General features: G+C 42.3%; 37 protein-coding genes and 1 tRNA gene. 9 read left to right on the plus strand and 29 right to left on the minus strand.

The genetic code is table 11. The features are described 5' to 3' along the window. Nucleotides 1–25: 25 nt before the first annotated feature. The 9 genes from MKX30_RS04985 to MKX30_RS05025 form a co-directional block, all read right to left on the minus strand. A complete protein-coding gene (locus MKX30_RS04985; protein WP_341062534.1) occupies nucleotides 26–403 on the minus strand; it encodes a hypothetical protein in 378 nt (125 codons plus the stop codon). A 45-nt stretch (nucleotides 404–448) separates the two neighbouring features. Beyond that, the gene (locus tag MKX30_RS04990) at nucleotides 449–757 is read right to left on the minus strand and encodes a hypothetical protein (protein ID WP_341062536.1); all 309 of its coding nucleotides are present in this window, start codon (nucleotides 755–757) and stop codon (nucleotides 449–451) included. Nucleotides 758–759: 2 nt separating this feature from the next. Next, entirely contained in the window at nucleotides 760–1,050 is a 291-nt protein-coding gene (locus MKX30_RS04995) for a hypothetical protein (protein WP_341062537.1), read from the minus strand. A gap of 49 nt (nucleotides 1,051–1,099) precedes the next feature. Further along, nucleotides 1,100–1,315 carry a hypothetical protein gene (locus MKX30_RS05000; RefSeq protein ID WP_341062538.1) on the minus strand — a complete coding sequence of 72 codons (216 nt, stop codon included), beginning with the start codon at nucleotides 1,313–1,315 and terminating at the stop codon, nucleotides 1,100–1,102. A 40-nt stretch (nucleotides 1,316–1,355) separates the two neighbouring features. Next, on the minus strand, nucleotides 1,356–2,297 hold the full coding sequence (locus MKX30_RS05005) for a DNA cytosine methyltransferase (protein ID WP_341062539.1): 942 nt from the start codon (nucleotides 2,295–2,297) through the stop codon (nucleotides 1,356–1,358). An 87-nt stretch (nucleotides 2,298–2,384) separates the two neighbouring features. Further along, nucleotides 2,385–2,960, minus strand: coding sequence for an HNH endonuclease signature motif containing protein (locus MKX30_RS05010; RefSeq protein WP_341062540.1), 576 nt, complete (start codon nucleotides 2,958–2,960; stop codon nucleotides 2,385–2,387). A gap of 62 nt (nucleotides 2,961–3,022) precedes the next feature. Then, complete coding sequence (locus MKX30_RS05015; RefSeq protein ID WP_341062541.1) at nucleotides 3,023–3,925, minus strand: HNH endonuclease; 903 nt, start codon at nucleotides 3,923–3,925, stop codon at nucleotides 3,023–3,025. Nucleotides 3,926–3,997: 72 nt separating this feature from the next. Then, entirely contained in the window at nucleotides 3,998–4,180 is a 183-nt protein-coding gene (locus tag MKX30_RS05020; protein ID WP_264453494.1) for a hypothetical protein, read from the minus strand. Next, entirely contained in the window at nucleotides 4,177–4,365 is a 189-nt protein-coding gene (locus MKX30_RS05025; protein ID WP_341062543.1) for a hypothetical protein, read from the minus strand. The genes MKX30_RS05020 and MKX30_RS05025 overlap by 4 nt, the downstream gene beginning before the upstream one ends. A 271-nt stretch (nucleotides 4,366–4,636) precedes the next feature. Here MKX30_RS05025 and MKX30_RS05030 point away from each other — a divergent pair, with 271 nt between their 5' ends. Next, entirely contained in the window at nucleotides 4,637–4,846 is a 210-nt protein-coding gene (locus tag MKX30_RS05030; RefSeq protein WP_061829347.1) for a helix-turn-helix domain-containing protein, read from the plus strand. Between the two features lie 32 nt (nucleotides 4,847–4,878). Here the strand turns inward: MKX30_RS05030 and MKX30_RS05035 are convergent, their stop codons facing one another. The 12 genes from MKX30_RS05035 to MKX30_RS05090 all read right to left on the minus strand — a co-directional run bounded on the left by MKX30_RS05035 (nucleotide 4,879) and on the right by MKX30_RS05090 (nucleotide 13,170). Next, entirely contained in the window at nucleotides 4,879–5,106 is a 228-nt protein-coding gene (locus MKX30_RS05035; RefSeq protein ID WP_264453491.1) for a hypothetical protein, read from the minus strand. Continuing rightward, nucleotides 5,103–5,417, minus strand: coding sequence for a hypothetical protein (locus tag MKX30_RS05040; RefSeq protein WP_340958711.1), 315 nt, complete (start codon nucleotides 5,415–5,417; stop codon nucleotides 5,103–5,105). The genes MKX30_RS05035 and MKX30_RS05040 overlap by 4 nt, the downstream gene beginning before the upstream one ends. Beyond that, complete coding sequence (locus MKX30_RS05045) at nucleotides 5,368–5,886, minus strand: DUF1064 domain-containing protein (protein ID WP_076264682.1); 519 nt, start codon at nucleotides 5,884–5,886, stop codon at nucleotides 5,368–5,370. The genes MKX30_RS05040 and MKX30_RS05045 overlap by 50 nt, the downstream gene beginning before the upstream one ends. Then, nucleotides 5,887–7,005 carry a DNA polymerase III subunit beta gene (gene dnaN, locus MKX30_RS05050; RefSeq protein WP_341062544.1) on the minus strand — a complete coding sequence of 373 codons (1,119 nt, stop codon included), beginning with the start codon at nucleotides 7,003–7,005 and terminating at the stop codon, nucleotides 5,887–5,889. 116 nt (nucleotides 7,006–7,121) lie between these two features. After that, on the minus strand, nucleotides 7,122–8,078 hold the full coding sequence (dnaI, locus tag MKX30_RS05055) for a primosomal protein DnaI (protein WP_341062545.1): 957 nt from the start codon (nucleotides 8,076–8,078) through the stop codon (nucleotides 7,122–7,124). 6 nt (nucleotides 8,079–8,084) lie between these two features. Then, complete coding sequence (locus MKX30_RS05060; protein WP_341062546.1) at nucleotides 8,085–9,095, minus strand: phage replisome organizer N-terminal domain-containing protein; 1,011 nt, start codon at nucleotides 9,093–9,095, stop codon at nucleotides 8,085–8,087. 34 nt (nucleotides 9,096–9,129) lie between these two features. Further along, a complete protein-coding gene (locus tag MKX30_RS05065) occupies nucleotides 9,130–9,528 on the minus strand; it encodes a hypothetical protein (protein ID WP_126665829.1) in 399 nt (132 codons plus the stop codon). A gap of 17 nt (nucleotides 9,529–9,545) precedes the next feature. After that, the gene (locus MKX30_RS05070; protein ID WP_341062548.1) at nucleotides 9,546–10,706 is read right to left on the minus strand and encodes a hypothetical protein; all 1,161 of its coding nucleotides are present in this window, start codon (nucleotides 10,704–10,706) and stop codon (nucleotides 9,546–9,548) included. Nucleotides 10,707–10,766: 60 nt separating this feature from the next. Next, nucleotides 10,767–11,150 (minus strand): hypothetical protein, encoded by a 384-nt coding sequence (locus MKX30_RS05075; RefSeq protein WP_341062549.1) that lies wholly within the window; start codon nucleotides 11,148–11,150, stop codon nucleotides 10,767–10,769. Nucleotides 11,151–11,155: 5 nt separating this feature from the next. Further along, nucleotides 11,156–11,515: a hypothetical protein gene (locus MKX30_RS05080; protein WP_341062551.1), complete on the minus strand. Its 360-nt coding sequence runs from the start codon at nucleotides 11,513–11,515 to the stop codon at nucleotides 11,156–11,158. A 103-nt stretch (nucleotides 11,516–11,618) separates the two neighbouring features. Next, complete coding sequence (locus tag MKX30_RS05085) at nucleotides 11,619–12,050, minus strand: ORF6C domain-containing protein (RefSeq protein ID WP_264453480.1); 432 nt, start codon at nucleotides 12,048–12,050, stop codon at nucleotides 11,619–11,621. Further along, complete coding sequence (locus MKX30_RS05090; RefSeq protein ID WP_264453479.1) at nucleotides 12,031–13,170, minus strand: ParB N-terminal domain-containing protein; 1,140 nt, start codon at nucleotides 13,168–13,170, stop codon at nucleotides 12,031–12,033. The genes MKX30_RS05085 and MKX30_RS05090 overlap by 20 nt, the downstream gene beginning before the upstream one ends. An 83-nt stretch (nucleotides 13,171–13,253) precedes the next feature. Between MKX30_RS05090 and MKX30_RS05095 the strand changes: the two genes are divergently transcribed. Beyond that, nucleotides 13,254–13,640, plus strand: coding sequence for a DUF2513 domain-containing protein (locus MKX30_RS05095; RefSeq protein WP_068942303.1), 387 nt, complete (start codon nucleotides 13,254–13,256; stop codon nucleotides 13,638–13,640). 228 nt (nucleotides 13,641–13,868) lie between these two features. Here MKX30_RS05095 and MKX30_RS05100 read toward each other — a convergent pair whose 3' ends face one another. The 3 genes from MKX30_RS05100 to MKX30_RS05110 form a co-directional block, all read right to left on the minus strand. After that, on the minus strand, nucleotides 13,869–14,177 hold the full coding sequence (locus MKX30_RS05100; RefSeq protein WP_068942307.1) for a hypothetical protein: 309 nt from the start codon (nucleotides 14,175–14,177) through the stop codon (nucleotides 13,869–13,871). A gap of 21 nt (nucleotides 14,178–14,198) precedes the next feature. Further along, nucleotides 14,199–14,480 carry a helix-turn-helix domain-containing protein gene (locus tag MKX30_RS05105; protein ID WP_076264691.1) on the minus strand — a complete coding sequence of 94 codons (282 nt, stop codon included), beginning with the start codon at nucleotides 14,478–14,480 and terminating at the stop codon, nucleotides 14,199–14,201. 66 nt (nucleotides 14,481–14,546) lie between these two features. Next, complete coding sequence (locus MKX30_RS05110; protein ID WP_068942310.1) at nucleotides 14,547–14,732, minus strand: helix-turn-helix domain-containing protein; 186 nt, start codon at nucleotides 14,730–14,732, stop codon at nucleotides 14,547–14,549. A 224-nt stretch (nucleotides 14,733–14,956) separates the two neighbouring features. On the opposite strand from MKX30_RS05110, the gene MKX30_RS05115 reads away from it, so the two are divergent. The 3 genes from MKX30_RS05115 to MKX30_RS05125 all read left to right on the plus strand — a co-directional run bounded on the left by MKX30_RS05115 (nucleotide 14,957) and on the right by MKX30_RS05125 (nucleotide 17,203). Beyond that, nucleotides 14,957–15,385, plus strand: coding sequence for a helix-turn-helix domain-containing protein (locus MKX30_RS05115; protein WP_076264692.1), 429 nt, complete (start codon nucleotides 14,957–14,959; stop codon nucleotides 15,383–15,385). Nucleotides 15,386–15,403: 18 nt separating this feature from the next. Then, entirely contained in the window at nucleotides 15,404–15,817 is a 414-nt protein-coding gene (locus MKX30_RS05120) for an ImmA/IrrE family metallo-endopeptidase (RefSeq protein WP_254664495.1), read from the plus strand. Nucleotides 15,818–15,892: 75 nt separating this feature from the next. Further along, a complete protein-coding gene (locus MKX30_RS05125; RefSeq protein ID WP_081384253.1) occupies nucleotides 15,893–17,203 on the plus strand; it encodes a tyrosine-type recombinase/integrase in 1,311 nt (436 codons plus the stop codon). A gap of 76 nt (nucleotides 17,204–17,279) precedes the next feature. Here MKX30_RS05125 and MKX30_RS05130 read toward each other — a convergent pair. Beyond that, nucleotides 17,280–17,365: transfer RNA gene (locus MKX30_RS05130), tRNA-Leu, on the minus strand. Between the two features lie 246 nt (nucleotides 17,366–17,611). On the opposite strand from MKX30_RS05130, the gene MKX30_RS05135 reads away from it, so the two are divergent. Both MKX30_RS05135 and MKX30_RS05140 read left to right on the plus strand, forming a co-directional pair. Next, a complete protein-coding gene (locus MKX30_RS05135; protein WP_013311032.1) occupies nucleotides 17,612–17,770 on the plus strand; it encodes a hypothetical protein in 159 nt (52 codons plus the stop codon). Nucleotides 17,771–17,900: 130 nt separating this feature from the next. Then, on the plus strand, nucleotides 17,901–18,089 hold the full coding sequence (locus MKX30_RS05140; RefSeq protein WP_023989396.1) for a hypothetical protein: 189 nt from the start codon (nucleotides 17,901–17,903) through the stop codon (nucleotides 18,087–18,089). Nucleotides 18,090–18,164: 75 nt separating this feature from the next. Here MKX30_RS05140 and MKX30_RS05145 read toward each other — a convergent pair whose 3' ends face one another. From MKX30_RS05145 to MKX30_RS05155, 3 genes are all read right to left on the minus strand, one after another. Beyond that, complete coding sequence (locus MKX30_RS05145; RefSeq protein ID WP_023989397.1) at nucleotides 18,165–18,317, minus strand: hypothetical protein; 153 nt, start codon at nucleotides 18,315–18,317, stop codon at nucleotides 18,165–18,167. Nucleotides 18,318–18,412: 95 nt separating this feature from the next. Then, nucleotides 18,413–18,739 carry a YnfA family protein gene (locus MKX30_RS05150; protein ID WP_023989398.1) on the minus strand — a complete coding sequence of 109 codons (327 nt, stop codon included), beginning with the start codon at nucleotides 18,737–18,739 and terminating at the stop codon, nucleotides 18,413–18,415. A gap of 52 nt (nucleotides 18,740–18,791) precedes the next feature. Next, nucleotides 18,792–18,974 (minus strand): hypothetical protein, encoded by a 183-nt coding sequence (locus MKX30_RS05155; protein WP_053325752.1) that lies wholly within the window; start codon nucleotides 18,972–18,974, stop codon nucleotides 18,792–18,794. 353 nt (nucleotides 18,975–19,327) lie between these two features. On the opposite strand from MKX30_RS05155, the gene MKX30_RS05160 reads away from it, so the two are divergent. Together MKX30_RS05160 and MKX30_RS05165 are read left to right on the plus strand one after the other, a co-directional pair. Then, nucleotides 19,328–19,606, plus strand: coding sequence for a hypothetical protein (locus tag MKX30_RS05160; protein ID WP_023989400.1), 279 nt, complete (start codon nucleotides 19,328–19,330; stop codon nucleotides 19,604–19,606). 31 nt (nucleotides 19,607–19,637) lie between these two features. Further along, nucleotides 19,638–20,669, plus strand: coding sequence for a glycosyl hydrolase (locus MKX30_RS05165; RefSeq protein WP_023989401.1), 1,032 nt, complete (start codon nucleotides 19,638–19,640; stop codon nucleotides 20,667–20,669). A gap of 71 nt (nucleotides 20,670–20,740) precedes the next feature. On the opposite strand, the gene MKX30_RS05170 is transcribed toward MKX30_RS05165, so the two are convergent. After that, nucleotides 20,741–20,956 carry a hypothetical protein gene (locus tag MKX30_RS05170; RefSeq protein WP_013311038.1) on the minus strand — a complete coding sequence of 72 codons (216 nt, stop codon included), beginning with the start codon at nucleotides 20,954–20,956 and terminating at the stop codon, nucleotides 20,741–20,743. Nucleotides 20,957–21,114: the final 158 nt, after the last annotated feature.

Raw genomic sequence — 21,114 nt, forward strand, 5'->3', positions numbered from 1 at the left:
TGCAGGACCTACACCCTGTATTGGTTTAATCCCTATTTGATAATGTCATATAAGCAGCCTCTGCCCTCTGGCGCGGGCTGGCATTAATAAGTTCTGCAATCCGTACAAGTAAGGTTTCAGTAAACATATGGCCCCACTTGATTTCCTGTAAATTTTGAACGTATGAAGCTGCATCTACCTCTATAGCCTTTGCCTGTACCTCCAGAGAGGCGGCGGGATCGTTACAGTAGTTCGGCACAAAACCCCATAACTCATCCAGCGGGAATAATGACTCATGCACGTTATCTCCGTTAGGGCACATGAGCCATCCCCACTTATCTTTGTACTCTGATATGGTGTATCCCATGTATTCTGCAAGCCATCTATTAAGCTGCTGGTCTGTCATATCCAACATATCTATCATCCTTCCAACGCTCCGTCAGAGTGCAGGAGCGTATTGTATTGGCGGTTACTCTCCTTGGGGCTGTAGCAGCTCCGGGTTATATGGCTCCGGCATCACATGCGGTATGCCCCGTGCTTTGTTTTTAACAAATCGATCATCCGTATCTAAATTGATAATCCGGTATGATCTATATATGTCTACGTACCACCACAGGACGTAGGAGACGTGTTCGAGCGTTTGCCATACTGTGGCATCGTCCGAAGACTTAACATCGTCATACGGATGATCCAAGCCTGTACCGTCGTGTCTGAGATAAGATCCTGTCTTTATGTCCTGAATAACGAATCTTCCTGGCGTTTCTTGTTTAGGTAACATATCTATTCACTCTCCTTATAGGGGGTAGAAGTAGATCTTCTTTTTATCCCAACGATTGGATCTGTATAACCTGCAATTTCAAGTCGTCGTACCGCCTTGCGGAACACATAATCAATATCTTCACTGGCTTTGATAGTACCGTCAGCTTCAAGATGTTTAGTTGGTATCCACACATTCTGATTGGTGCCCCCAAGTGTGTAGCGTTTGGCTTTCCTGTTTATATAATTTCGCTGGATGCACACCAGTTCAATTCCCTTATATGTTTGTTTCTGCTGATTGATCTTTGGAATCATTCAAGGTTCCTCTCCTTTAAGGTATATAGGGGTATAGGGTAAGAGGCTGTTATACCTCTCCCGGAGAAGACTCAATCCGTTCCAAGACATCTTCTAGCTTTTGAAGATCACAATCTTCAGCATATTTTCGAATATCCTCAACTTTAAAATTGGATTCGCTGATAATATCGTAAGCATCGGCGCCCCAATCAGCTTGTAATGCAGCGGCGTAAACTATTCCTTGAATGAATCCTATCTCTCGCTGAGTTATCCGCTTTTTTGCCATGTTATCTCTCCTTTGGTATAGGTAGTAGGGGGTGTATCCCCTATAGACTGTCATTTATGGCTTTGATTGCAGCCAACACCAGATAAACCTGATGTGGATTAACTGCATTGCCCAGCGCCTTGAGCCGGCCCACACGGTTTTTAATACCAGTGGCTACCCGTGGCGGTTCCCAATCGTATTGATCCTGCCCTAATGCTGCAGGCCATCTATGCTCGTCCAGTTTTCGGGAAAGCCCATCAAGCATTCCACCCACTCTGGATTGAGCTGTCCCTCTTTCGGTTTTCCTTCCTCTACAAACGCTATTACGTTCAAGTCTGGAGAGTCCCTCATTTCTCCCGCGGCTCCCCTGGCACTCCTGAAATCCCTGTTTTTCGGCGTAGGCCACATTTTCACTGCGGCGTGCAAATCTGGTGTTCTCCGCTGCCGCTCCGATGGACAATCTCCTCGAAGACTCGCCTTTGGTGTAGGCCAAAGCCCCTTCTTCCAGTTGTCTATGTCCGTCCGAAGTGACTTGCTCTGTCCTCCCCCGTGACTGCCCACTGCATCTGCTGCGCTCGGTGTGGCCCACAATGAAGACTCTATCTCTGCGGTGCGGGGCATTGACGGCTGCAGACGGAATAACAAACGTTTGCGTGGTGTAGCCGATCCCTTCCAAGTCAGAAAGCACAATGTCGAGTCCCAAAGTGATGTGCCCAGCAACATTTTCACCAAGGAACCAACGGGGCCGGATTTCCGATAGTAATCTAGCAACTTCTGGCCAGAGGTGACGGTCATCTTCCTCGCCTCTTCGTTTCCCGGCATGGGAAAAGGGTTGGCAGGGGTATCCAGCGGAAATAATGTCAATTGCTCTATCGTCTCCAAGTACTTCATCCTCCCTTAATCTATCTGCTGTAAGTGTGCATACATCGTCGTATATAGGGACGTTGGGCCAGTGTTTTCGAAGCACCTGCTGTGGGAATGGCTCTCGCTCACAAAATGCCACCGTCTCCATACCTGCCCAATGTGCTGCTAAATCAATTCCGCCGGTCAAATGCCAGAGAATAAACTTAGCTTTCGCATCGTGTTCTCTTTAGGCACTGGCACCACCACCATTCTTAGATAACCAACCGTGTAATCTCATGTGTTCCTCATGAGTCATAACTTGCAAATTCTCTGGTCTATTGTCATTTTTCTTTTGGTTGATGTGATGAACGACTTCATTACATGGGTCACCCATTTTGTAAAAAACAAGGTGGCGGCCGATTTTTTCTTCAGCAACAAGTATATGTTCAAAAACATATCCATTATTTGCTTTTGCACGTGGGTGATTAGGGAATCTAACTAGAATATATCCGGCTTCGTTTGATACCCTCCCACCAGTCCACATATGGTTGTTAGACCCCTTCTGGTTCCTTTTTGCTGCTACTCTTGCTTTTATCCCATGATCTTTCATCCGCTTCCAAATGACTTTCTGGGTTGTTCCTAAAACAGCGGCGATTTCGGTTTGCGTCATACCAGATTCATACATTTCTTTCACTTGGTTAATATCCACCTTTACCGACTGAGATTCTGACTTCTTATTTCTCCACTCGGATGTGCAACGTCTTTTAGCTGCCTCAGACATTTTTCTCCTTGTCTCATCGCTGAACAGGCTTAATTTACGCATGTGTCTCTCCCCCTTATGGAGGGCTAAGCCCTCCTTCTTATCCCCTACGGGGCTAGAAATTTTTATTTGAATCCTTCCCATGACTCTGCTGCAACGATCTTTACACTTCCATCCGTGGTGCTTAAAGTGTATTTCCGCTCTTGACTATCAAGTCCCATTTCGTACCAGGGGTCTATATGAAATGAAAATGCCTTCTGCCTATTTAGATAAGCAGCTACCACATTCCATGCTTTCTGTACGTCCTTTGGTACATTTCCCATTGTTATGTCCTCTCTGCCCTTGGGGGCTATATATTTAATCCTCAAAACGCTCTCCGTAACCATAAGATGGGCTGGTCTGCTGAAATTGTTCAAGGCATCGGATATCATGATGCTAAATACGCTCATTTGCTTAGTATCCATAGACTCTAGCAACCGAATTTCTTTGCTTTTTAATGATCGTCCCGCCGCTGTAGTAAGCAAATCCACGACTGGCTTTATATATTCCAAACGTTCCTGCTTTTGGGCTTCTACACGCTCTTGTGCCGCCTGTTTGCGGTTGTACTCTTCCCAATCTTGCTCGTCAAACCAAAATCTAGGTCCATAAGTTAATGAATATGTCGTTATCCATCCTCGAAGTTCTTCCTCGTTTGTCTGGATACGATCATGACAGGTATCGCAGACACGCATGGCATTTGTCTTTACACCGCGTCCGCTTCTGCCTCTTGGCATTACGTGATGGGTTTGAGTGGATTTACGACCACACCCACATTGACAGATGCCTTGTGTCTCTTCTATTAATTCAGTAATTACTTCTGGCGGAAATTCAGCTCGGTCAGCCCGAGAAGGACGTGACTGGTGGTGAGCAAGAATATCCTTCTTCCATTCCGGAATCGGCTTTTTGCTTTTTTTACGCTGTCCAAGGCTGCTGTACGACTTCTTCTCTTTAACTTTTTTCTCCGGTTTCCAGAATGTTTGATGAGACATTCTCCCTCGCCACCTTTCCAACAGATTGATTCGTATTTCCTGTGCTTATGCTTATATTTTGAGCCTAAACCGCTATGGTTCCACTACGGATTTTAAAGGCTCCAATAATCCGGCTTCCTCTAAAACTGAATAATGTCGATATCTTTCTTTCGTTGTCACACGAATTTCATTAATCGTTAGTGATGCGTAAAAGGCCACAGCTTGTTGTACTTCGATAGGCTCTTCATCAAGCGTGTTCAAGTCGAGCTTTTTCACGAACTACTCTCCCTTGTAAGGCGATTATATTTTTCTACAAAATTATGCTTTATGTCAGGTGGTAAGGTATCAATGGCATCATTCCAAGTGTTCAATAATTCTTTGTTATGAGAATTATATTTTTGTATCTCCACATAACGCTCGGATAATGCTGTGGTGAATTCATCCGCTTCTTGCTCCGTCATATCCACCCCTCCTATATGTTTTTTGGTTCCAGTACAATGTTGCTCGTTCGGATACAATGTAGAGCGTAGGAAAAGTTTCCTGAGTTGATCATTTGGCTTGTATCAATCTCACCTGAGAATCTCCGCAATGCTGTAGACTTGAATACGTTATTCCATATCGTATATCGAATTTTAGTTATTGACCTAATAATATACGATATCGAATATAGAGTCAATGCATGTTGCTAATAAATATTCGGTATCGTATAATTCGACTGAGAGGTGAATTGCATTGCTTAAAGTGAAACCGAATTTGACGCCTTTGTTAAAAAAGAAAGGTATCATTCAAATGGAATTGTCTGAAATGACTGGAATTCCACAAGGTTCAATTAGTAGATTTGATAAAAATAGTCGCCATGAAGCCTGGCATTTATTTGCTATCGCTAAAGCGCTAGATGTTACCATTGAAGATTTGTTTATTACTGAGGAGCAAGAGGATTAATTAAGAACCCTCTATGCTCCTTTTGTTTTAGCCTAGATCGGATTAAGAAGTCTTTCGAGTCGCATAACCTCTTTCTGGAGGTACTGAATCAAATCAGTTGCCTCCTCCAGCGCCATAAGCCTCCAGTCATAGGACATATCTGATACCTGGTCTATGGTGATTCCATACTTCTTTAGACCTTTCTCGTTTTGCTTGTCCAGCAATTCTATGATCCGTTGTGTTACTTCTGGACGTTCAATTTCATTTTGAGAGTGCTTCATTTAATCGCCTCCTCCGTCTCCGGTAGAATAAGCATATCTCCGTCATACTTCAACTCCGCCTGATTAGGGTCAACCACTGGTCCCCAGTGGTTATTAGCCTGCATGATGCGGACTATATCAGCCGCATATGTTTCGTCGGTGTTAACTACCAGATAGGTATTTAAAGCTGGCTTTCCATTCAGATGTCGCAACTCTTGGATTTTCCAAAGAATGCGGGACAACTCACTTTTATCCCGATCATCAAGGTAATTCTCAGCATCCTCATTTTTGATTACGGTGAATCTGACTTTTATTCCGGCCAGTTCTGACATTTTTAATCTCTCCTTCGGCTCGTTTTACTAATTTATTGATTGCTCGCTTTCGATCTGCCCGTTCTTTCTTGGCCTGCTGTGTAGGGATAAATTCGCCACGCCGCTTTACCAGTATTTCAATTGGTAAAGTCGGGTATTTTAGTAGGAAAAGCTTCAACTTCACTCTGAAGGTAGCCGTTTCAACTCCCTTTATGTCAATTACTCGTTGGCTTCCGTCAAGATCAGTAACAAGGAAATCTGCAATGTAGGTCACCTTCGGGCTTTCCTGTAAGACGTATTTGGGCTGACAGACAAAATCCTTTATTTCCCCCTGCTGCTTCAGCAAGAGCAATTCCTGATAGTACTCTCCTTCCATTTTGCTATCGAAGCGAATCCCGTTTACATCAAGGTTATATTTCTTTACCAGCCATTCCTCGAATAGGGTTCCATCGGCTGTAACAATCACTTTTTTAGCATTGTATTTACTCATCTATCCAGCCACCCTATAAGGGAGTACAATGTAGAAACTAGACTCGTCACTCCGAAGAGTGAGAGGTTTTGAAGAACCAGTGTACCCGAGTGTAATTACATCGTTTTCTAAGACCTTCAATGCATCCAACACATATTTTGCATTCAACGTCAGGTTGAAATTTTCTCCGTTGAAACTGATTGGTGTTATGCTTTCTGTTGCCTTGCCCGTTTCCTTCCCCTTACCTCGAATGTTAATTTCTTTTTCTGAAACAGAGAATGTGACAGCGTTATTTTTTTCCTCTTTCGCCAGAGTGAAAATAAGCTCCAATGATTCGATCAGTTCTTTTCGGTTAACAGTTATTTCGGTAACTGATTTAATAGCCATAGCATGAGTTGTATCAGGATAAATACCTTCTAGGACACGAGAATAAAATATAAACCTTTCTGTTCGTGCAAACGCATATATCACGTCTCCGCCAGAAGACTTGGAAAAACCGAATTCTACTTCATCGTTGTCATTAACGATCTTCTGTAATTCAATTATTCCTCTGGCTTCAATAACAGCCGCGCCGATATTTCCAATATCAAATTCTCTTTCAGCATGGGCCAATCGGTGTCGGTTCGTTGCCACCATTTGAATTTTCCCGGTCTGAAGGATAACGTTTACCCCTGTAATGATAGGCAATGATTTTCCGTCTATATCAGCCGCGAAAACTGTCTTTTTGATCAGATTTTTTAAGTCTTTTCCCTTAATCTCAACAAACTCATTTTCATTTATCTCTGGAGGAGTAGGATATTCTTCTGGAGGCATTCCAGTAATCTCAATCTCCTTATTCCGTGACTTTATGGTGACTTGATTCCCATTTTTAACTTGCAGTTCTATTTTCCCATTGATCTTCTGGAGAATATCCAATAGAACTTTGGGCAGCGCCGCGGAACCAGTTTCTTTGATGTCTATGTTTTCTTCGACAAATGATTGGATAGTTGCTCGGTCATCGGTACCAGTAACGGTTACCCTGTCCTCCGTTGCTTCGATCAAAAAGCAGCTCAATATAGGTATTATTACTTTTGATGAGAGCGCCTTACTGGCATCTTCCAAAGCCTCAGCTAATAGAGCGCTGTCCACTACTATATTCATAAGGTTTGATCTCCTTTTTCGCATTAGGATTGCACTCCGGGCAAGGTCCCAGCATTACGATGGAGCCTTTGAACTGATATGCCACCTTACTGCCGCTGCAAGTTCTACACATACCCTTAATCCCTCCGTCTATTTCTACCACCCACCGGCAGTATCTTTACAAATGGTTCTATTCGCTCAATGATCCGGGCCGCTTTTTTGTCATTCTGTTTCTGTTCGCTCGGCTTGCTATCTTTCACATTCGCCAAGTGCTGTTTCAACTCACTCATTGTTAAATTAGATGTGTAGATCGTCGTTAGGCGTTCCATACGCCGCTGAAGTATCGGTCCCAGCACTTCATCCCTTGTCCAAGTCGTTAATGACTCGGCCCCAATATCATCCAATATCAACACAGGAACTGTTCTCAAAGCATCAAGTTTGCTTTCAACAGTCTCTGTCTTTGAGTTAATTGCATCCTTAACCTCCAGTAGGAAATCGGGAACATAGACCATCAGTACGCTTACGTCACGCTTAGCCAACTCTTGGGCAATGGCTCCAACAATCCGACTTTTGCCTACACCCATTTGACCGTAAAAGTACAAACCTTTTGTTGTTTCACCTGGTACAAACTCATCACAAAAGTTTATTGCCGCCGCAATTGCAGATATCCGCTGCGGGTCAGGTTCAATGTCTTCGAAGGTGGCATTCAGGATGTGAGCCGGGATGTAATGGCTCTTGATCCTCTGACCTATTCCTTGTTCTCTTTCGTGAGCGACCAACAATGGGCATTTCCGAAGTCGGAAGACCAGTTCGTCAGCTTTGGTCGGGTTAGGCTCCGCAACGCTTGCATGCCCCTTCTGTTCGTTCCGGCAAGCAAGCAACCCTGGACACTCGCTGCATTTATCGCAATAGGATATATGCTGTGACAAATCTCTATATCGTTTGGGTTCGGTCAGATCCTCAGTTCGGTCAGGAAATTCGCTTTTTAATCTTTGAACCTCAGGATGGTTTGTTAGACGTTCCAGCACCGCAGCCTGTCTCTTGGCAAAACCTGCGGGTATTAATGCCTTTAGCTCTTTGCCGAAACTCTCCATACGGCATCAACCTCCCTGTTTAGCCCTTAGTTTTGCAAGCATGCTTTGAATGTCCGACTCGGTGTATTCGCTTGGCGGCACATCTATTTGTGACTCAGGTTTATAAGGCAAAGGACTTTCGGCCCTCTCCCCCTTACCAACATCTTCACGTAAGGCGTGTAAGGAGAAAATAATAGTCGCACAATAACTCAGACTCCGTATCCCATCGCGCTTATGCTTAGGTTTAAATTTGTCAAAGGATTGATCAATTCCGTCCAAAGCGGTTTGAAGCGGTACACCAGCAGTCAGCAATTCATCAATGCTCGTTTCGTCGGCTGCTGTAATGTCTAATCCTTTCCCCCTGCGCTGTAGGTACTTGTTGGCAAGGGTGTTGCGATAATCAATATCCGAAGATGATACTTCATTCTGTCCAGAGTCGGCATCTGTTTCAGGATTGACAGGAACGGCATCCTGTCGGGTGAACGGTATCCCCTCATCTTCGGATTTGATTTCAGTCTCGGGCGTTAAACAACAACTTTCTTTTTCTAGTTCTAAATCTAATTCTTTATCTGTTTCGTTACCGACCGTTACTGTAACGTTACCAGTAACGTTTCCTGTAACATGAGGATCATTTCCACCTGAATCAAGCTGCTTTTGCTTGTTCCGGTAATTTCGAACCCTCTTTTTAGTTTGTTCCCTGACCTTATCCATTCCATCTACATTCTGATGTTTCTCCCAGTTAGGCAGAAAGAAAGCTCCTTGCTCAGAAACTTCCAGCATCCCGAATCTTTCGAAGATGGATAGAGCCATTTTTATAACTGGTAGCGGCCTCTTGATCACTGAAATCAACATGTCCTCTGTGTATGGAATAGTTTCGGTCAGCATGATGTAACCGCCCATGTTTGATCTGCCAGTCATAGTCATTAGCTTGAGCCATATAACAATGATCGTGTCAGCTTCGGGCATATCTTCGATGATTTTAATTTTTTCGTCGTCAAACATGCCAGTACTGAGCTTGATCCATTTTATTTCTGCCATGTTTCAACCTCTTCTCAGCTTTTGAATCATAAACCTACCTGTTTGCGCTGGCGTTGTTTCCAAACTCCGCCAGTAACACCTTAAGGCTGTATTTTAAAGAGTTTATTACCTGGTCATTACTTTCTACAGCATTACTCCAGCGGACCTTATCAGCTTCTGCATCTGCTTCTTGGATGCGAAGTTCAATTACCGCCAATTCCGCACGCTGCTCTCTTAGGTTCTTTGCTGCAATATACGCTTCAGCATAAACACGCTTCCTCTCAGCATATTTCTTCTTATAATCCCTTACGGCCTCAGCTGCCTTGCGCCCCAAAAGAATCTGGACTTCGGTCAGTAATTCAATCTTACGTGCCAGTGTAGCAGGGTAATCATGGCTGCATTGATCCGCAAGACTATAAAGCTCTCCGAGCGTATATTGTTTTTGTAGAGACAATGCAGCCACTCCTTTTTTTATACATGCGCTCCTATATGGAGTAATCGTTCTCTAACCTCAGGCCAAAGGTATGCTTGTCCACCTTCGCCGTTTCGATCTTTGCAAAACCACCGGGAGACTGTTGGCTTACCATACGTGACATAATCTCGCAAGTTTTCTACCCAACCAGACTCTGTACCAGACATCTGTTGAGGCATAGGATACAAAGGAATAGATTTAGGCGGATCGTATTTCTTCTCTCCCATCCTCATGCCGAGAAAATAAGGATTTCCTTCTGTCTCAACAAGACCGAGCCGCTTCGTTTCCTTGATGAACAATTGGAATTTTCGTGATACCCATCCGATTTCATAGAGGTATCCAAGTATAGCGTTAGCGAATTGGATTCTGCCTTCCCTGCCAGCCTGTTTTGCTCTTCGTTTCCAATCTTTCAATTGTCCTTCTGTAGGAACAAACCTTGATTTAGGGTTGTTATGCCCTGATCTCCGAATCAGCTTCTTGATTGCATTTTCAGGAACAGTGTCTAGGTCAAACAGTTCAAAAGCAGCCAAATTGGTGTAATGATCTTTGTTTACAATCACCCACCACATGTTATTAATGTTGTGGTAGACAGTCCCGCGCATCAGCGTTCCTTTTCTATCCCTGAAATACTTCACTTCTCCGTTATTAATCCGTATTCCATCTTTGTCGAGAGCGTTATAATCAGGAAGATTTTCTGAACTCCAGTGTCTGCTTGGTGAATTAAGCTCATGAAATACCTTATCGTATGACGTTTTTAGTACTGGTTCAGAGTCACAAGTGAATCCTTCCTCCAGTAAAAATTGTTCCATATATCTGACCTCAAGTAGAAACCGCTTTTGGAGTAGATAAGGCATCTTTTCAAATTTGTTAAAGTCATATCTACCGCCGTTTGGGTTCTCTACATTAATTTCTTGATAGAATTCGAGTTTTGCACCACAATTATATTTTTCACCAACAAACAGAAGCTCTCCCTTGTTGCCAGCAAAACGATCCTCCGAAAGAATAGGATAGTCACGGTCTATTTGTGGATCTGATCCAACGACAAAACCTCTATTTCTCATCATGTCTAACATTCGTAAAAAGGTAGGATGAGAAATTTCTTTATCGCCTCTTATAGCTATGCTTGTATTCCAGATGCTAAAATCTTTGTCTCCTCTCACAAGACAGGCCTCCTATTTTCATTTTCAAAATCTTGTGTTATACTTCCGTTGAATTGTTTATTAAATGATCGTGTTGGTAGCACGATTGTTTGTCTGGGCTTCTCTGTCTTTTCTTTTGCGGTATAACTTACGGCAATAGTAATTACAGAAAAGTCCTTCTTCTTTTGGATTAGGAAACTTTTGGCCTGCAAAGACTTCTTTTTCACAATGCTTGCAGCATCCTATTCTTTTACCGGATATCTTGTATCCCGATGACTTAGGAGCCTCTAGCCCTTCATATTCTTCGTTTTTAAATTCCTCAAGTTCACTTAGTTCGGCAGTAAGCAAGCCTATTTGAGCATGAATTTCGTCAGTCGGTAATCCAAATTTAACAGCGTCAATACTGTCCTCGTATAGCTCGCGTAATTGTGCTCTAAGCACCCTAGATTGTTTATGCTCGTCCAACTCTCTCAGCTCCATATCTCCGCTTCAAGTTCGGATATTTTCGCCTTCAATTGTCTTTCTTGTTTCTTCAAAGGTTTCATCTTCTGAATACAAACGTGATTAGGCCATGGACTATCTGTAATAGCATATTGAGTTTTATAAATGGTCTGAAGCTTTTGTTCAGTAAGTTCTTTCTCCTTTTGAAGAGAAAGCTTTTTCTTATCCTGCTCTGTCAGCTCTAGCATCTCAATATCTACTGAATGTTGACAATTCAACCAGCGATGCATGAGTAATACAGCGGCTATAAGTGAGTCTGCTGTTTGATCTAAGTTAAATTTGAATCCTTCATCATCCACGATTGGAATAGAGTAAATCTTGCTGCTCATTTTGACTTGTCCTTACGCCGGATATTACGAACGATAATGGCATGCTGTAATTCATTTTCGAACCAGATACGAGCCAGTTCTGGTAGAGTCATATCCTTCCCCCCTATATATAGTCTTCTGGACGAAACTCTTTAACGAAGTAAATGGAATCATCAAAATCTATGCGCCGGATGTGACTGTACTTTGCAACCGAGAACAAAACTTTCAGCTTACTCCAAATCATGCGGCGATATTTTCCGACCGTTTCATTAAATTTTCCATCTGTCTCCTTGTAACGATCTTTTGCGAGAGTAATGGACCTGATTCTTACTGCGTTCTGTAACTGATAGCATTCGGCATCTGTGAGCGTAACACTGTCACGAACCTCCTGGACCATCATCTGGACTTCCTCAACCTTCTCAGTAACATCCTGTTGCATCTGCTTCATTCCGTCCCACAGTCCGCGAATAGCAACTCCTTGAGACTCTGTAAGTTGGAGCTGCTTTTCCACCAGCATCATATAATCCGATTGTTGATTATTGTTTATCAATGTCATATACTTCTACCACCTTTCTGCCGTTTACGGCTGGTCTAACTTGGTCTATAAAACGTTGCAACATATCAAGGCTTTCCCCCAAGCGCTTTTTCTCCCCCATGTTTGCAGCCCCAATTGCACCTAACATGAATGAAGTGATTCCAACCGTTTCAAGAAATCTTTTTACATGGGCATTCAGTTGTAAGGCGTTGATATTGGACTCAGAGCGAAGCTTCTTCATTTTCAATTCCGCTTGCTGCTCATCAAAATCATCTGTCTTCTGCAATTTCATCGCTTCCAACTCTTCTTTTTTCTGTTGGTAGCCTAATTTCAGTTGTTCGATCTTTAAACGTTCTTTTTCCAAATCTTCGTTGATTTTGTTTTTCCAGTATTCATCACGTTGTTTAAGCTGTACCTCAGCCTCTTTTTCCTTTTGCCGGATAAATACAGTGGTTTCTTCTTCGTGACGTTCTACAGCAGCAGACAAGGCATCCTCAAGTTGATCCGCAGGAATGGCATCCTTGTACTGTCTTTGTAGCTCAAGCTTGTCCCGTTCTGCTTTCTCAGCTCTTTCCTCTGCCTCACGGACAGCAGCTTCGAGCCGAGCTTTGGTTTCTACAAAAGCCTTGTGAGTGCTGATCAAGCCTTCATCAAGCTGCTGAATGATTTCAGGAGTAGCATTTTCCGCAATAAACTTCGCTTTGTCGTACTGCCTGCCAGAGCCAAAGCCTGCCTGATCCGCTACAATATCCCGAACTTGTCCGGTAGGTTGGTCAGGAAAATTTTCCGTACCTCCAGCCATGCGCTCTTTGGCCTTCAAGCGTTCGACTTCTTCAAGTCGCCGCGCCCATTCTACTCGCTCGGAAAAAGTGAACTCCTTACGATGTTCATTCTCGGAAATCTCAAGCTGAAGTTGATGCTCAAAATCCTTGATTTCCATAACTCTTACCGTCACTTCTGAGCGTCCAAGGAACTGGTGCGCTCTCAAACGCCGCTCTCCGGCAATAAGCTGATAATCCGGTGTTACTACAATAGGGTTGATGAGTCCGTTTTGTTCTATATCCTGGGCCAGTTCTTCAATACCGCCGAAATCTTTGCGAATGCGGTCACTGACTTTTATTTTGTTAATGTCAATTTGCAAGTTAAATCTCCTTTCTAAAGGTTTTTCTGCCCCTATACCGAATTTCAAAGTAATGATAAATTACAATGAGAGGACATGTGATTATGAAGTTAAACAAAGACTGCATAAGAGATTTACTTTTAGCCGTAGAATCTGAACCATTCGGTAACGAAGTAACTAAACACACATTCAATAGCAATCCTTTTACTGAGCCATATTCGTTTGAAGAAATAATTTATACAACTCAAAGATTAATTGAAGCAAATTACATTAACGCCCAAGTTCAGTATGCTGGCGATGAGGTGCATAATTTTTATATCTCAAGCCTGACTTGGGAAGGACACCAATTCTTAGATAACATCCGAGACAATGGTGTTTGGATAAAATCCAAGGACATTGCTAGCAGGTTCTCCAGCGTTTCAATCTCCATGCTTTCTAGCATTGCTTCAAATGTTATTGCTCAAATTATCAAGAAGCAGATAGGCTATTGATAGTTGTCATTCAAGAAATGCTGAAACTTGTTCAAGAACGCCTCATATTTAGCTGGGCTGCAATCATTGCTAGTAAACATCAATTCAATAGTTAATTTACTTTGGACCATTTTTGATGGAATATCCGACTCGGTTGGTTGATTGATAGAATATCCCGAAACGATAACGTGAGTCATTGCGTTATCTCTTTTAATGGGATGATGATAAAAAGACAAGGTTTACCCTCCTTTAGCTCTGTCTTTGGGACCTTTCGATAAGATCAGATCGCTCTTGCCAAAATCTCTCCACAGTTCCTAATGAATCTTCTGTTTTCAGATTTGGTAGTACAACAAGAACCTCCTTTGCTTCTACATAGATATCCTCATCAGACAAATGTTCTTTATGATATTTTCTTTTAAGTTCAAAGTGTTGGTATGATCCAACGGATATCTTTTCAATCCCTGGTCTAGTTGCCAGTTCATTGATCAAATCATTCGTGCTTACATGCTTTAAATCAGGCAGTCGGTTATTCAGTTGTTCAATATTGGGTGTAGTCATTTAGTTTTGATTCTCCTTTCTTCATTTCTTAGCTCTTTGTTCAGCTCTCCAGGCCTCCAAATCAGATAAACGAATCTTTATTGTCGGTCTCCGAGAACCGGAAACTCCATACCTTTCATGAGGAATATCATTTGTTTTGCATAAGCTATAAATCAACTTTTCTGAAATACCAATATGTTTCGCAGCTTCACGGACATCTAGAGTTCTATCTACATGAGCCGGAAGCAATGCCGTAATTCGTTGTTCAGCTGCTGCTACTTCCTCAGCGATAATTGCACGAATTGCATCTTCTAAACCCATCATGATGCTTCACTCTCTCATTCTCATTTAAATACGTTGGGATTTAATTACCTTGCTTTCGTGTGGCGATTAGGACAAAAAATAATCAACAGTTACTCCGAAATAGTCAGCCAAAATCTTAAGTTTATCTGTTTTGGGCTTATATCTTCCCTGCTTCCAATTTGTCAATGTCGCCGTAGAAACACCCGTGTCTTTAGAAACTTGATACGGTGTTTTTCCATATTGTTCTAACAGAACAAGGAATTTCTCGTACAAGTCACACACTCCTTTCGTAAAAAACATATTGACTGGTAGCTAAGATTTCTTATATAATCAAAGTGCCACCTAAGTTATATAAGATTTCTCAGCTAACAACCTTTGTTATTAACTCAGTTTTCTAAGTTATGTTTGTATATTAGCATAGTTTTCTGAGTTGGTCAATGGATATTAGCTTAGTTTTCTGACTTTATTTTTTTAAATAAAAATTACGGAGGAAAACTATGTACGAAATATTTGATGAACTTCTAAAGAAGCACAACGTTACGGCTTATCGTGTTGCGAAAGAAACGGGAATTACTACAGCTACCTTTACTAGTTGGAAGCAAGGGAAATACACTCCGAAACAGGATAAGCTTCAGAAAATCGCTGACTATTTTGGAGTTACTGTAGATTATTTAATGGGGAACTCAGACAACGATATACCCAAAGAGAACCCCTACCATACCCTTACGAAAAAAGATGAAAAGGACATCGCCAAAAAACTTGAGGCAATGATGAACGACCTTGATTCTGATTCGTCGTTATCTTTTATGGGGGAACCAATGGACGAAGAGGATCGAGAGTTGCTTCGAATTTCTTTAGAGAATACTCTTCGTATGTCGCGTGAGATGGCGAAGAAGAAATTCACGCCTAAAAAATATAGAAAATGAACTTCCGGGGGCACCGAGATGATAGAAAAGAAAAAAGCTCGCGAACTCATTCTAACCCACGGAACCAATTCACCTTTAGAGATTGCAACTGAGAGAAAAATTGTGGTTCTTTTTGAACACTTAGGGAAACAAACATGGGGGTATTATTCTAATACTAATCGCTTACCTGTCATACACATCAACAATCGACTTAGTCGAGAACAAGCCATTTACACAAGTGCGCATGAGCTTGGACATGCAATTCTTCACCCAGGTATAAATACGCCGTTCCTTAGAAGCAACACTTTTTATTCAGTGGACAAGTTGGAACGGCAAGCGCATCGGTTAGCTGTCCACCTACTAATCGGTTTTAATGCGCCGGAACAAGGCGAGACTAAACAACAATTCCTGCTTAGATGTGGGATTCCTGAAATATTTCATATTTTTTATTAAACTTTGCGCTTTCCAGCCGCAAGGCTGTTTAATCATAAATAAATATCGAACATATGTTTGTTTGGAGGGATTATTTTGAAGGGTAGTATTGAAAAAAGAGGAAAGTATACATGGAGGCTCCGGGTTGATCTTGGGTATCACGCTGACGGTACTCGGAACCGGCCTGATAAGACCCATGAAATCGATGACCCATCCCTGATGAAGCTGTCTGAGAACTGCCCGAAGTACAAAGACGCAACACGAAAACTTAAGGATTATTTGGACGATCAATTAGCTGCTTTTAAAATTGAAGTATTAAGCGGTAACTACATCAAACCCAGCAAGCTGACGTTTAAAAATTTTTATGAAAATGAGTGGGTTCCGAAGTACGCCGTAATAGAATTAAAGAACGGAACTACCTTGGAATCTCACTGCTCCAAAATCAACAATCACGTTCTGCCGAAAATTGGCCATATGCCTATTGATGAAATTACAACCATGATTTTAGTGAAATTGTTCGCTGATATGAGAAAGCCCGGCGCCCGTGTTGATAAAAAAGGTAAAAAGTCTACTCTTGCATCGCGTACAATCCAGTATGCTTACGATGTAACAAATAGCATATTCCAACGAGCTGTAGAATGGCGTGTACTGACCAAAAATCCCCTGGAAGGTGTTAAACGTCCACAAATTAGCAAAGAGGATAAAAAGGCCCGCAAAGACCGCAAAAATTACTTTGAAGAAGATGAGGCAGTCGAGGTAATTGATAAATTACTTTATACAGACTCTAAATGGAGACTTTTTTTCTTGGGGGCGATAATGGGAGGATTCCGACGCGGTGAGTTAATTGCTTTAGACGAAGACGATTGCGACTTTGAAAACAACAGATTGAGGATTGACGAGAGCATTTCAAGCACCAAAAATGGCCAGGCGGACATTACAGATACCAAGAATGAAGCATCTAACGATTATGTAGATATGCCACAATGGTATATGGAGGAACTGGCCGTCCATGTTAAAGGCATGCGTAAACTAAGGTTTGAGGCAAAGGCAAATGGGACATGGCAAGGCGGGGATCGCAACTTTGTTTTTCACTCAGGTACAGGGAAACCCTATTACCATACAACGCCGTCCCAGCAGTGGAAAAACTGGTGTGAGCGGCACGGCTTCCGTAATGTATCACTTCATGGTCTCCGCCATACAAATGCAACGTATTTGCTTGGCCAGGGAGCATCTATCAAGGAGATTCAACATCGATTGCGACATTCCACATCTCAGGTGACTTCAGATACCTATGCTCACGTCACCAAGAAGCTTAGTCGTAAAACAACAGCACACCTCGATGTCTTTGATCCAAAAGTTCGTCCCCAATCCGTCCCCAAGAGCGAAAAAGGCGCTCGCTCCCTGTGATATGGAAGTCATGATTTCAATCACTAAAAAATAAAAAATCCCTTGATAATCAAGGGATTCAAGAGAAAAACCATAGTGCCGAGGACCGGGATCGAACCGGTACGGTAGTCACCTACCGCAGGATTTTAAGTCCTGTGCGTCTGCCAATTCCGCCACCCCGGCATAAATTTAGGAACGCTAATCTTCACACTTACTTGTCTTACAAGTATCTGAGAAACACGCATCTGATTAAGAAGTGTTCTCATTATGTAAATGTCGTTCAATTGGGCACCAACATATAATACGATAATTTTATCGAATTGTAAAGTGTTTTTTAAAAAAAAAATAAAATTCTCTTTTTGTATAACTTGTGCACATTTGAATTACACTAATAAACGTCTTTCCAAACTACCAGAAGGGGTGTTACGAATGCGTGAAGGTATGATTCCAGCTGTTCTTGGAACGGTAGTATCGGCTTCAGGCGCTGTGTTGCTGAGCAGTAAGTACAAACTTGCAGCTACAGGCATTCTCGGTTTCGGACTGGCTCATGTTGTTCTGGGAGCGATTGATCTGATTGAGCATCGCTAGTTGTTTGGGAAGTACCGGGCGGGATTTACTCCCTCCCGGTTTTATTTTTATCAACGTTTAGTCTGGAGCACAAGCGTTTATGTAAAGTATAGAAGCTGAATATGCCTAATAAAAGGAGCTGTGATGTGCTATGAGAGATAATAACTCTGAAAAGAATCGTACTGACGATCAAATCGAACATAAACAATCCCTGGACAAGCGCGAGCCAGGATTTAATCGCATTCCTGACACCGATGCAGATACACCTGCTGCTACTGATATGATTGATGAAGCCATAGGTCGCGGGATAGACAAGTTACGTAACGATTTCACAAAATAAAGCATGGGTAATAAGACACAGGTTTGTGAGCAGTCCTTAATCATTTGTTTTGATATGTACAGTGATTTCGTAAAATCACTTAAAGATCAGCATGATCCAGCCAATGATTGATATCCACAGCACGATGCTGATTAAGAGTCCACACATGATACCAAAAGAGAAATTACCTTCACTCTTCGGTACAGCACTACCAAATTTCAATCTAAGCTTCATTTGATTCCAGTTCATAGAACCCCCTCCTTAAGTTCTATTTCGGAATATGAAGCTTATTTTTGTAGACCTATAGTCATGTTTTCAAAAATAAAATAGGGTTTTTCGTCCTATCATCCTGATCGCGGAAATAGGATTACAGCTATACCGACCAAACAAATCAATCCACCAATGAAATCGTACAAGTCGGGTGTCTTTTTATCAATCCACCAGCCCCATGCAATGGAAAGAACAATAAAGACACCTCCGTATGCTGCATATACACGCCCAAAGGAGGAAAAAACCTGAAAGGTAGCAATGATTCCATACACAGCCAAGATTACTCCGCCGCAAAGTCCAACATACCATGTCTTTCCTTCACGCAGCCACTGCCAAATCAAATATCCTCCTCCAATTTCAGCGATGCCAGCCAATATAAAAAGTAAAGCTGCCTTTAACACCATTTCACATCCCTAATTCTTCAAATTCTTTTCGATTTTTTTGGATATCTCATTAGAGCACTCGACCTAAAAGGATAATCAATGCAATCACGCTAACCAGAATCAGCAGGTTGCTGACCTGACGCCATAAGCTAGGCACTCCCTCGGAGAGAAGCTTCCGCTGATTGGCATCAAAGTTCGCTTTGGCTCCTTCAGCATCTGCTGACCTAGAGAATGGTCTGTTTTCTTCATTCATAAGAGCACCTCCTTTTCAATCCACTTTAATCATACCAAACTTTTCCGTCGATTTCGCGTTGCTCTTATGCATATACTTCACATATATTTCTGATTGCATCTTCATATATGTGAAGTGTACATCCATATGTCAATATTTCGCTGAATATAAAGTATGATGTCGAATCAAGGTAGAGTGGGTATTTAGACGTCTTTCATTGCAGGACGGTAGTTATGGTATAATTTAGTCAACTTGTTCAAGATCGTAACCAGCGCTCAATTGTTTACTTAACTTGTAATTAAATTGACATCTAAGAATCCACATCCCGGTTACAACCTGCATATTCTGTTTGTAAACCCAGGAGGAGGATACCGATGTCCCCAATCTTTATAGCAAGTTTAATGATGATGGGCATATTTTTATTTCAGGCAGCCATCGTTTTCGGCATCATACATTGGATTTCAAAACGAACCCAACGTCCAGCACAAACCAAAATGTATCTTGCAATGGGTTTGCTCGTTGTAATTTTAGGTTTCCTTGTATGGGACAACTGGATACACTTACAGGAATTCAATGGATGGGCCACGATTAGTCTGTTGGTGATTATTATTAGCGCCTATATACAGCTTAGAAAGCAAAAAGAAAAATACTAATCCCATTACCATGCATCAAAGGAGGAGCGCCATGAAATCTCACTCAACACGCTTTTGGTTACAGAGGGTGCTACTGCTAATGCTTGTTTTACTCTTCAGCGGCTCTCAGCAATCATTCATTGTTGCCGATGCCGCCCCGCCAATTAATGTTCAGGCCTCTGCCAAAGCCAAGCAATTACTTGCCTACCTATCTAATGTACCGGATGATATGCTAATTTCCGGGCAGCATGATTACTTAGAGGCACCGGATGAACAAAATAACAAGCTACAACAAATCAGCGGACAATACGCAGGACTTCACGGCTATGAGTTTGGAGGATTGGCTAACCAGTCCCGTACGGCCCTACGAGAGCAACGTCAGCATGTTGTGAATAGTGCTATCCAATGGAGTCAGGACGGCGGAATCGTAGCTGTTACCTTCCATCAGGCGCTTCCTGGCAAACCCAAAACGTGGAAAAACGTACAAGCAAAAATTACTCAAGCTGAATTTAATCGTTACATCACGCCGGGTACCCCGCAATATAAACAACTGATCGCTGATCTGGATGAGGTGGCTTTGTCCCTTAAGACCTTACGAGACGCGGATGTACCTGTTTTATGGAGGCCCTATCATGAAATGAACGGCAACTGGTTTTGGTGGGGAAACAAGCAAAATTATGCTAAGTTGTGGAATCTAATGTATGATCGGTTCACTCATGTCCATCATCTGGATAACCTGTTGTGGGTGTGGAGTCCCAATGCTCCAAACGCATATAGCACTCCCTATAATTTGTCCTTCCCAGGTATTAACCGAGTAGATATTCTTGCAGCTGATATCTATAACAATGATTACAAACCCTCCTACTACACCGAATTGCTAAAGCTTGCGCAGGGCAAGCCTATGGGAATCGGAGAAAGTGATATTCTGCCAAGTGCGAAGGTGCTGCAAAATCAGCCAGCCTGGGCCTATGCCATGACATGGGGAAAGGAGCTGTCTGCAACCAATTCACAAGCAGCAATCAGACATTTTATGAACCAAAATAATATCATCACACGAGACCTTCTTCATGAGTCCCTACGCTGAAAGAAAAAAGCTTCCACTTCGCTCTAGGAGCAAAGTGGAAGCTTTTTTATACCAAATCCAAATAAAGCTCTCTAACTATTTCTAATAACCTCTTCTAGATCAATATCGGCATACGCCTCTTCACCAAGATGTACGGATACAATGGTGTAGATCCGCTTGGACAGTCTAGACATCAGCCGATCACCCGGTGCTACAGAATATTCTTCCCGATAATCTCCAATTTTGTGAAAACCGCTGGACATATGGATGTACAAGTTGCCCCTACGTGTTTTACCATGCACCAACATCAAATCTCCTCCTGCTGTGTAACCAACCTAATTTCCCTGTTACATGTATATCGGTCAGAACAAGATAGGATATAAGTCCCTGGTACCCTCTTTCGTTTCACATGTTAGTGCACGTAAACGAAACGGGTCTGCCAGTGATGTGACAGACCCGTTTTTGT

The organism is Paenibacillus sp. FSL P2-0173 (assembly GCF_038008045.1).
Taxonomy (GTDB): domain Bacteria; phylum Bacillota; class Bacilli; order Paenibacillales; family Paenibacillaceae; genus Paenibacillus; species Paenibacillus polymyxa_B.

Bases quoted from the DNA above. Each gene is read 5' to 3' on its own strand.
- MKX30_RS05100 (WP_068942307.1), bottom strand. From the start codon at position 14,177: ATGACTACACCCAATATTGAACAACTGAATAACCGACTGCCTGATTTA.
- MKX30_RS05025 (WP_341062543.1), bottom strand. From the start codon at position 4,365: ATGACGGAGCAAGAAGCGGATGAATTCACCACAGCATTATCCGAGCGT.
- MKX30_RS05165 (WP_023989401.1), top strand. From the start codon at position 19,638: ATGAAATCTCACTCAACACGCTTTTGGTTACAGAGGGTGCTACTGCTA.
- MKX30_RS05040 (WP_340958711.1), bottom strand. From the start codon at position 5,417: ATGTCAGAACTGGCCGGAATAAAAGTCAGATTCACCGTAATCAAAAAT.
- MKX30_RS05085 (WP_264453480.1), bottom strand. From the start codon at position 12,050: ATGACATTGATAAACAATAATCAACAATCGGATTATATGATGCTGGTG.
- MKX30_RS05080 (WP_341062551.1), bottom strand. From the start codon at position 11,515: ATGAGCAGCAAGATTTACTCTATTCCAATCGTGGATGATGAAGGATTC.
- MKX30_RS05120 (WP_254664495.1), top strand. From the start codon at position 15,404: ATGATAGAAAAGAAAAAAGCTCGCGAACTCATTCTAACCCACGGAACC.
- MKX30_RS05045 (WP_076264682.1), bottom strand. From the start codon at position 5,886: ATGAGTAAATACAATGCTAAAAAAGTGATTGTTACAGCCGATGGAACC.
- MKX30_RS04995 (WP_341062537.1), bottom strand. From the start codon at position 1,050: ATGATTCCAAAGATCAATCAGCAGAAACAAACATATAAGGGAATTGAA.
- MKX30_RS04990 (WP_341062536.1), bottom strand. From the start codon at position 757: ATGTTACCTAAACAAGAAACGCCAGGAAGATTCGTTATTCAGGACATA.
- MKX30_RS05000 (WP_341062538.1), bottom strand. From the start codon at position 1,315: ATGGCAAAAAAGCGGATAACTCAGCGAGAGATAGGATTCATTCAAGGA.
- dnaN (WP_341062544.1), bottom strand. From the start codon at position 7,005: ATGAATATAGTAGTGGACAGCGCTCTATTAGCTGAGGCTTTGGAAGAT.
- MKX30_RS04985 (WP_341062534.1), bottom strand. From the start codon at position 403: ATGATAGATATGTTGGATATGACAGACCAGCAGCTTAATAGATGGCTT.
- MKX30_RS05135 (WP_013311032.1), top strand. From the start codon at position 17,612: ATGCGTGAAGGTATGATTCCAGCTGTTCTTGGAACGGTAGTATCGGCT.
- MKX30_RS05140 (WP_023989396.1), top strand. From the start codon at position 17,901: ATGAGAGATAATAACTCTGAAAAGAATCGTACTGACGATCAAATCGAA.
- MKX30_RS05095 (WP_068942303.1), top strand. From the start codon at position 13,254: ATGAAGTTAAACAAAGACTGCATAAGAGATTTACTTTTAGCCGTAGAA.
- dnaI (WP_341062545.1), bottom strand. From the start codon at position 8,078: ATGGAGAGTTTCGGCAAAGAGCTAAAGGCATTAATACCCGCAGGTTTT.
- MKX30_RS05145 (WP_023989397.1), bottom strand. From the start codon at position 18,317: ATGAACTGGAATCAAATGAAGCTTAGATTGAAATTTGGTAGTGCTGTA.
- MKX30_RS05060 (WP_341062546.1), bottom strand. From the start codon at position 9,095: ATGGCAGAAATAAAATGGATCAAGCTCAGTACTGGCATGTTTGACGAC.
- MKX30_RS05035 (WP_264453491.1), bottom strand. From the start codon at position 5,106: ATGAAGCACTCTCAAAATGAAATTGAACGTCCAGAAGTAACACAACGG.
- MKX30_RS05170 (WP_013311038.1), bottom strand. From the start codon at position 20,956: ATGTTGGTGCATGGTAAAACACGTAGGGGCAACTTGTACATCCATATG.
- MKX30_RS05010 (WP_341062540.1), bottom strand. From the start codon at position 2,960: ATGCGTAAATTAAGCCTGTTCAGCGATGAGACAAGGAGAAAAATGTCT.
- MKX30_RS05160 (WP_023989400.1), top strand. From the start codon at position 19,328: ATGTCCCCAATCTTTATAGCAAGTTTAATGATGATGGGCATATTTTTA.
- MKX30_RS05015 (WP_341062541.1), bottom strand. From the start codon at position 3,925: ATGTCTCATCAAACATTCTGGAAACCGGAGAAAAAAGTTAAAGAGAAG.
- MKX30_RS05115 (WP_076264692.1), top strand. From the start codon at position 14,957: ATGTACGAAATATTTGATGAACTTCTAAAGAAGCACAACGTTACGGCT.
- MKX30_RS05105 (WP_076264691.1), bottom strand. From the start codon at position 14,480: ATGATGGGTTTAGAAGATGCAATTCGTGCAATTATCGCTGAGGAAGTA.
- MKX30_RS05155 (WP_053325752.1), bottom strand. From the start codon at position 18,974: ATGAATGAAGAAAACAGACCATTCTCTAGGTCAGCAGATGCTGAAGGA.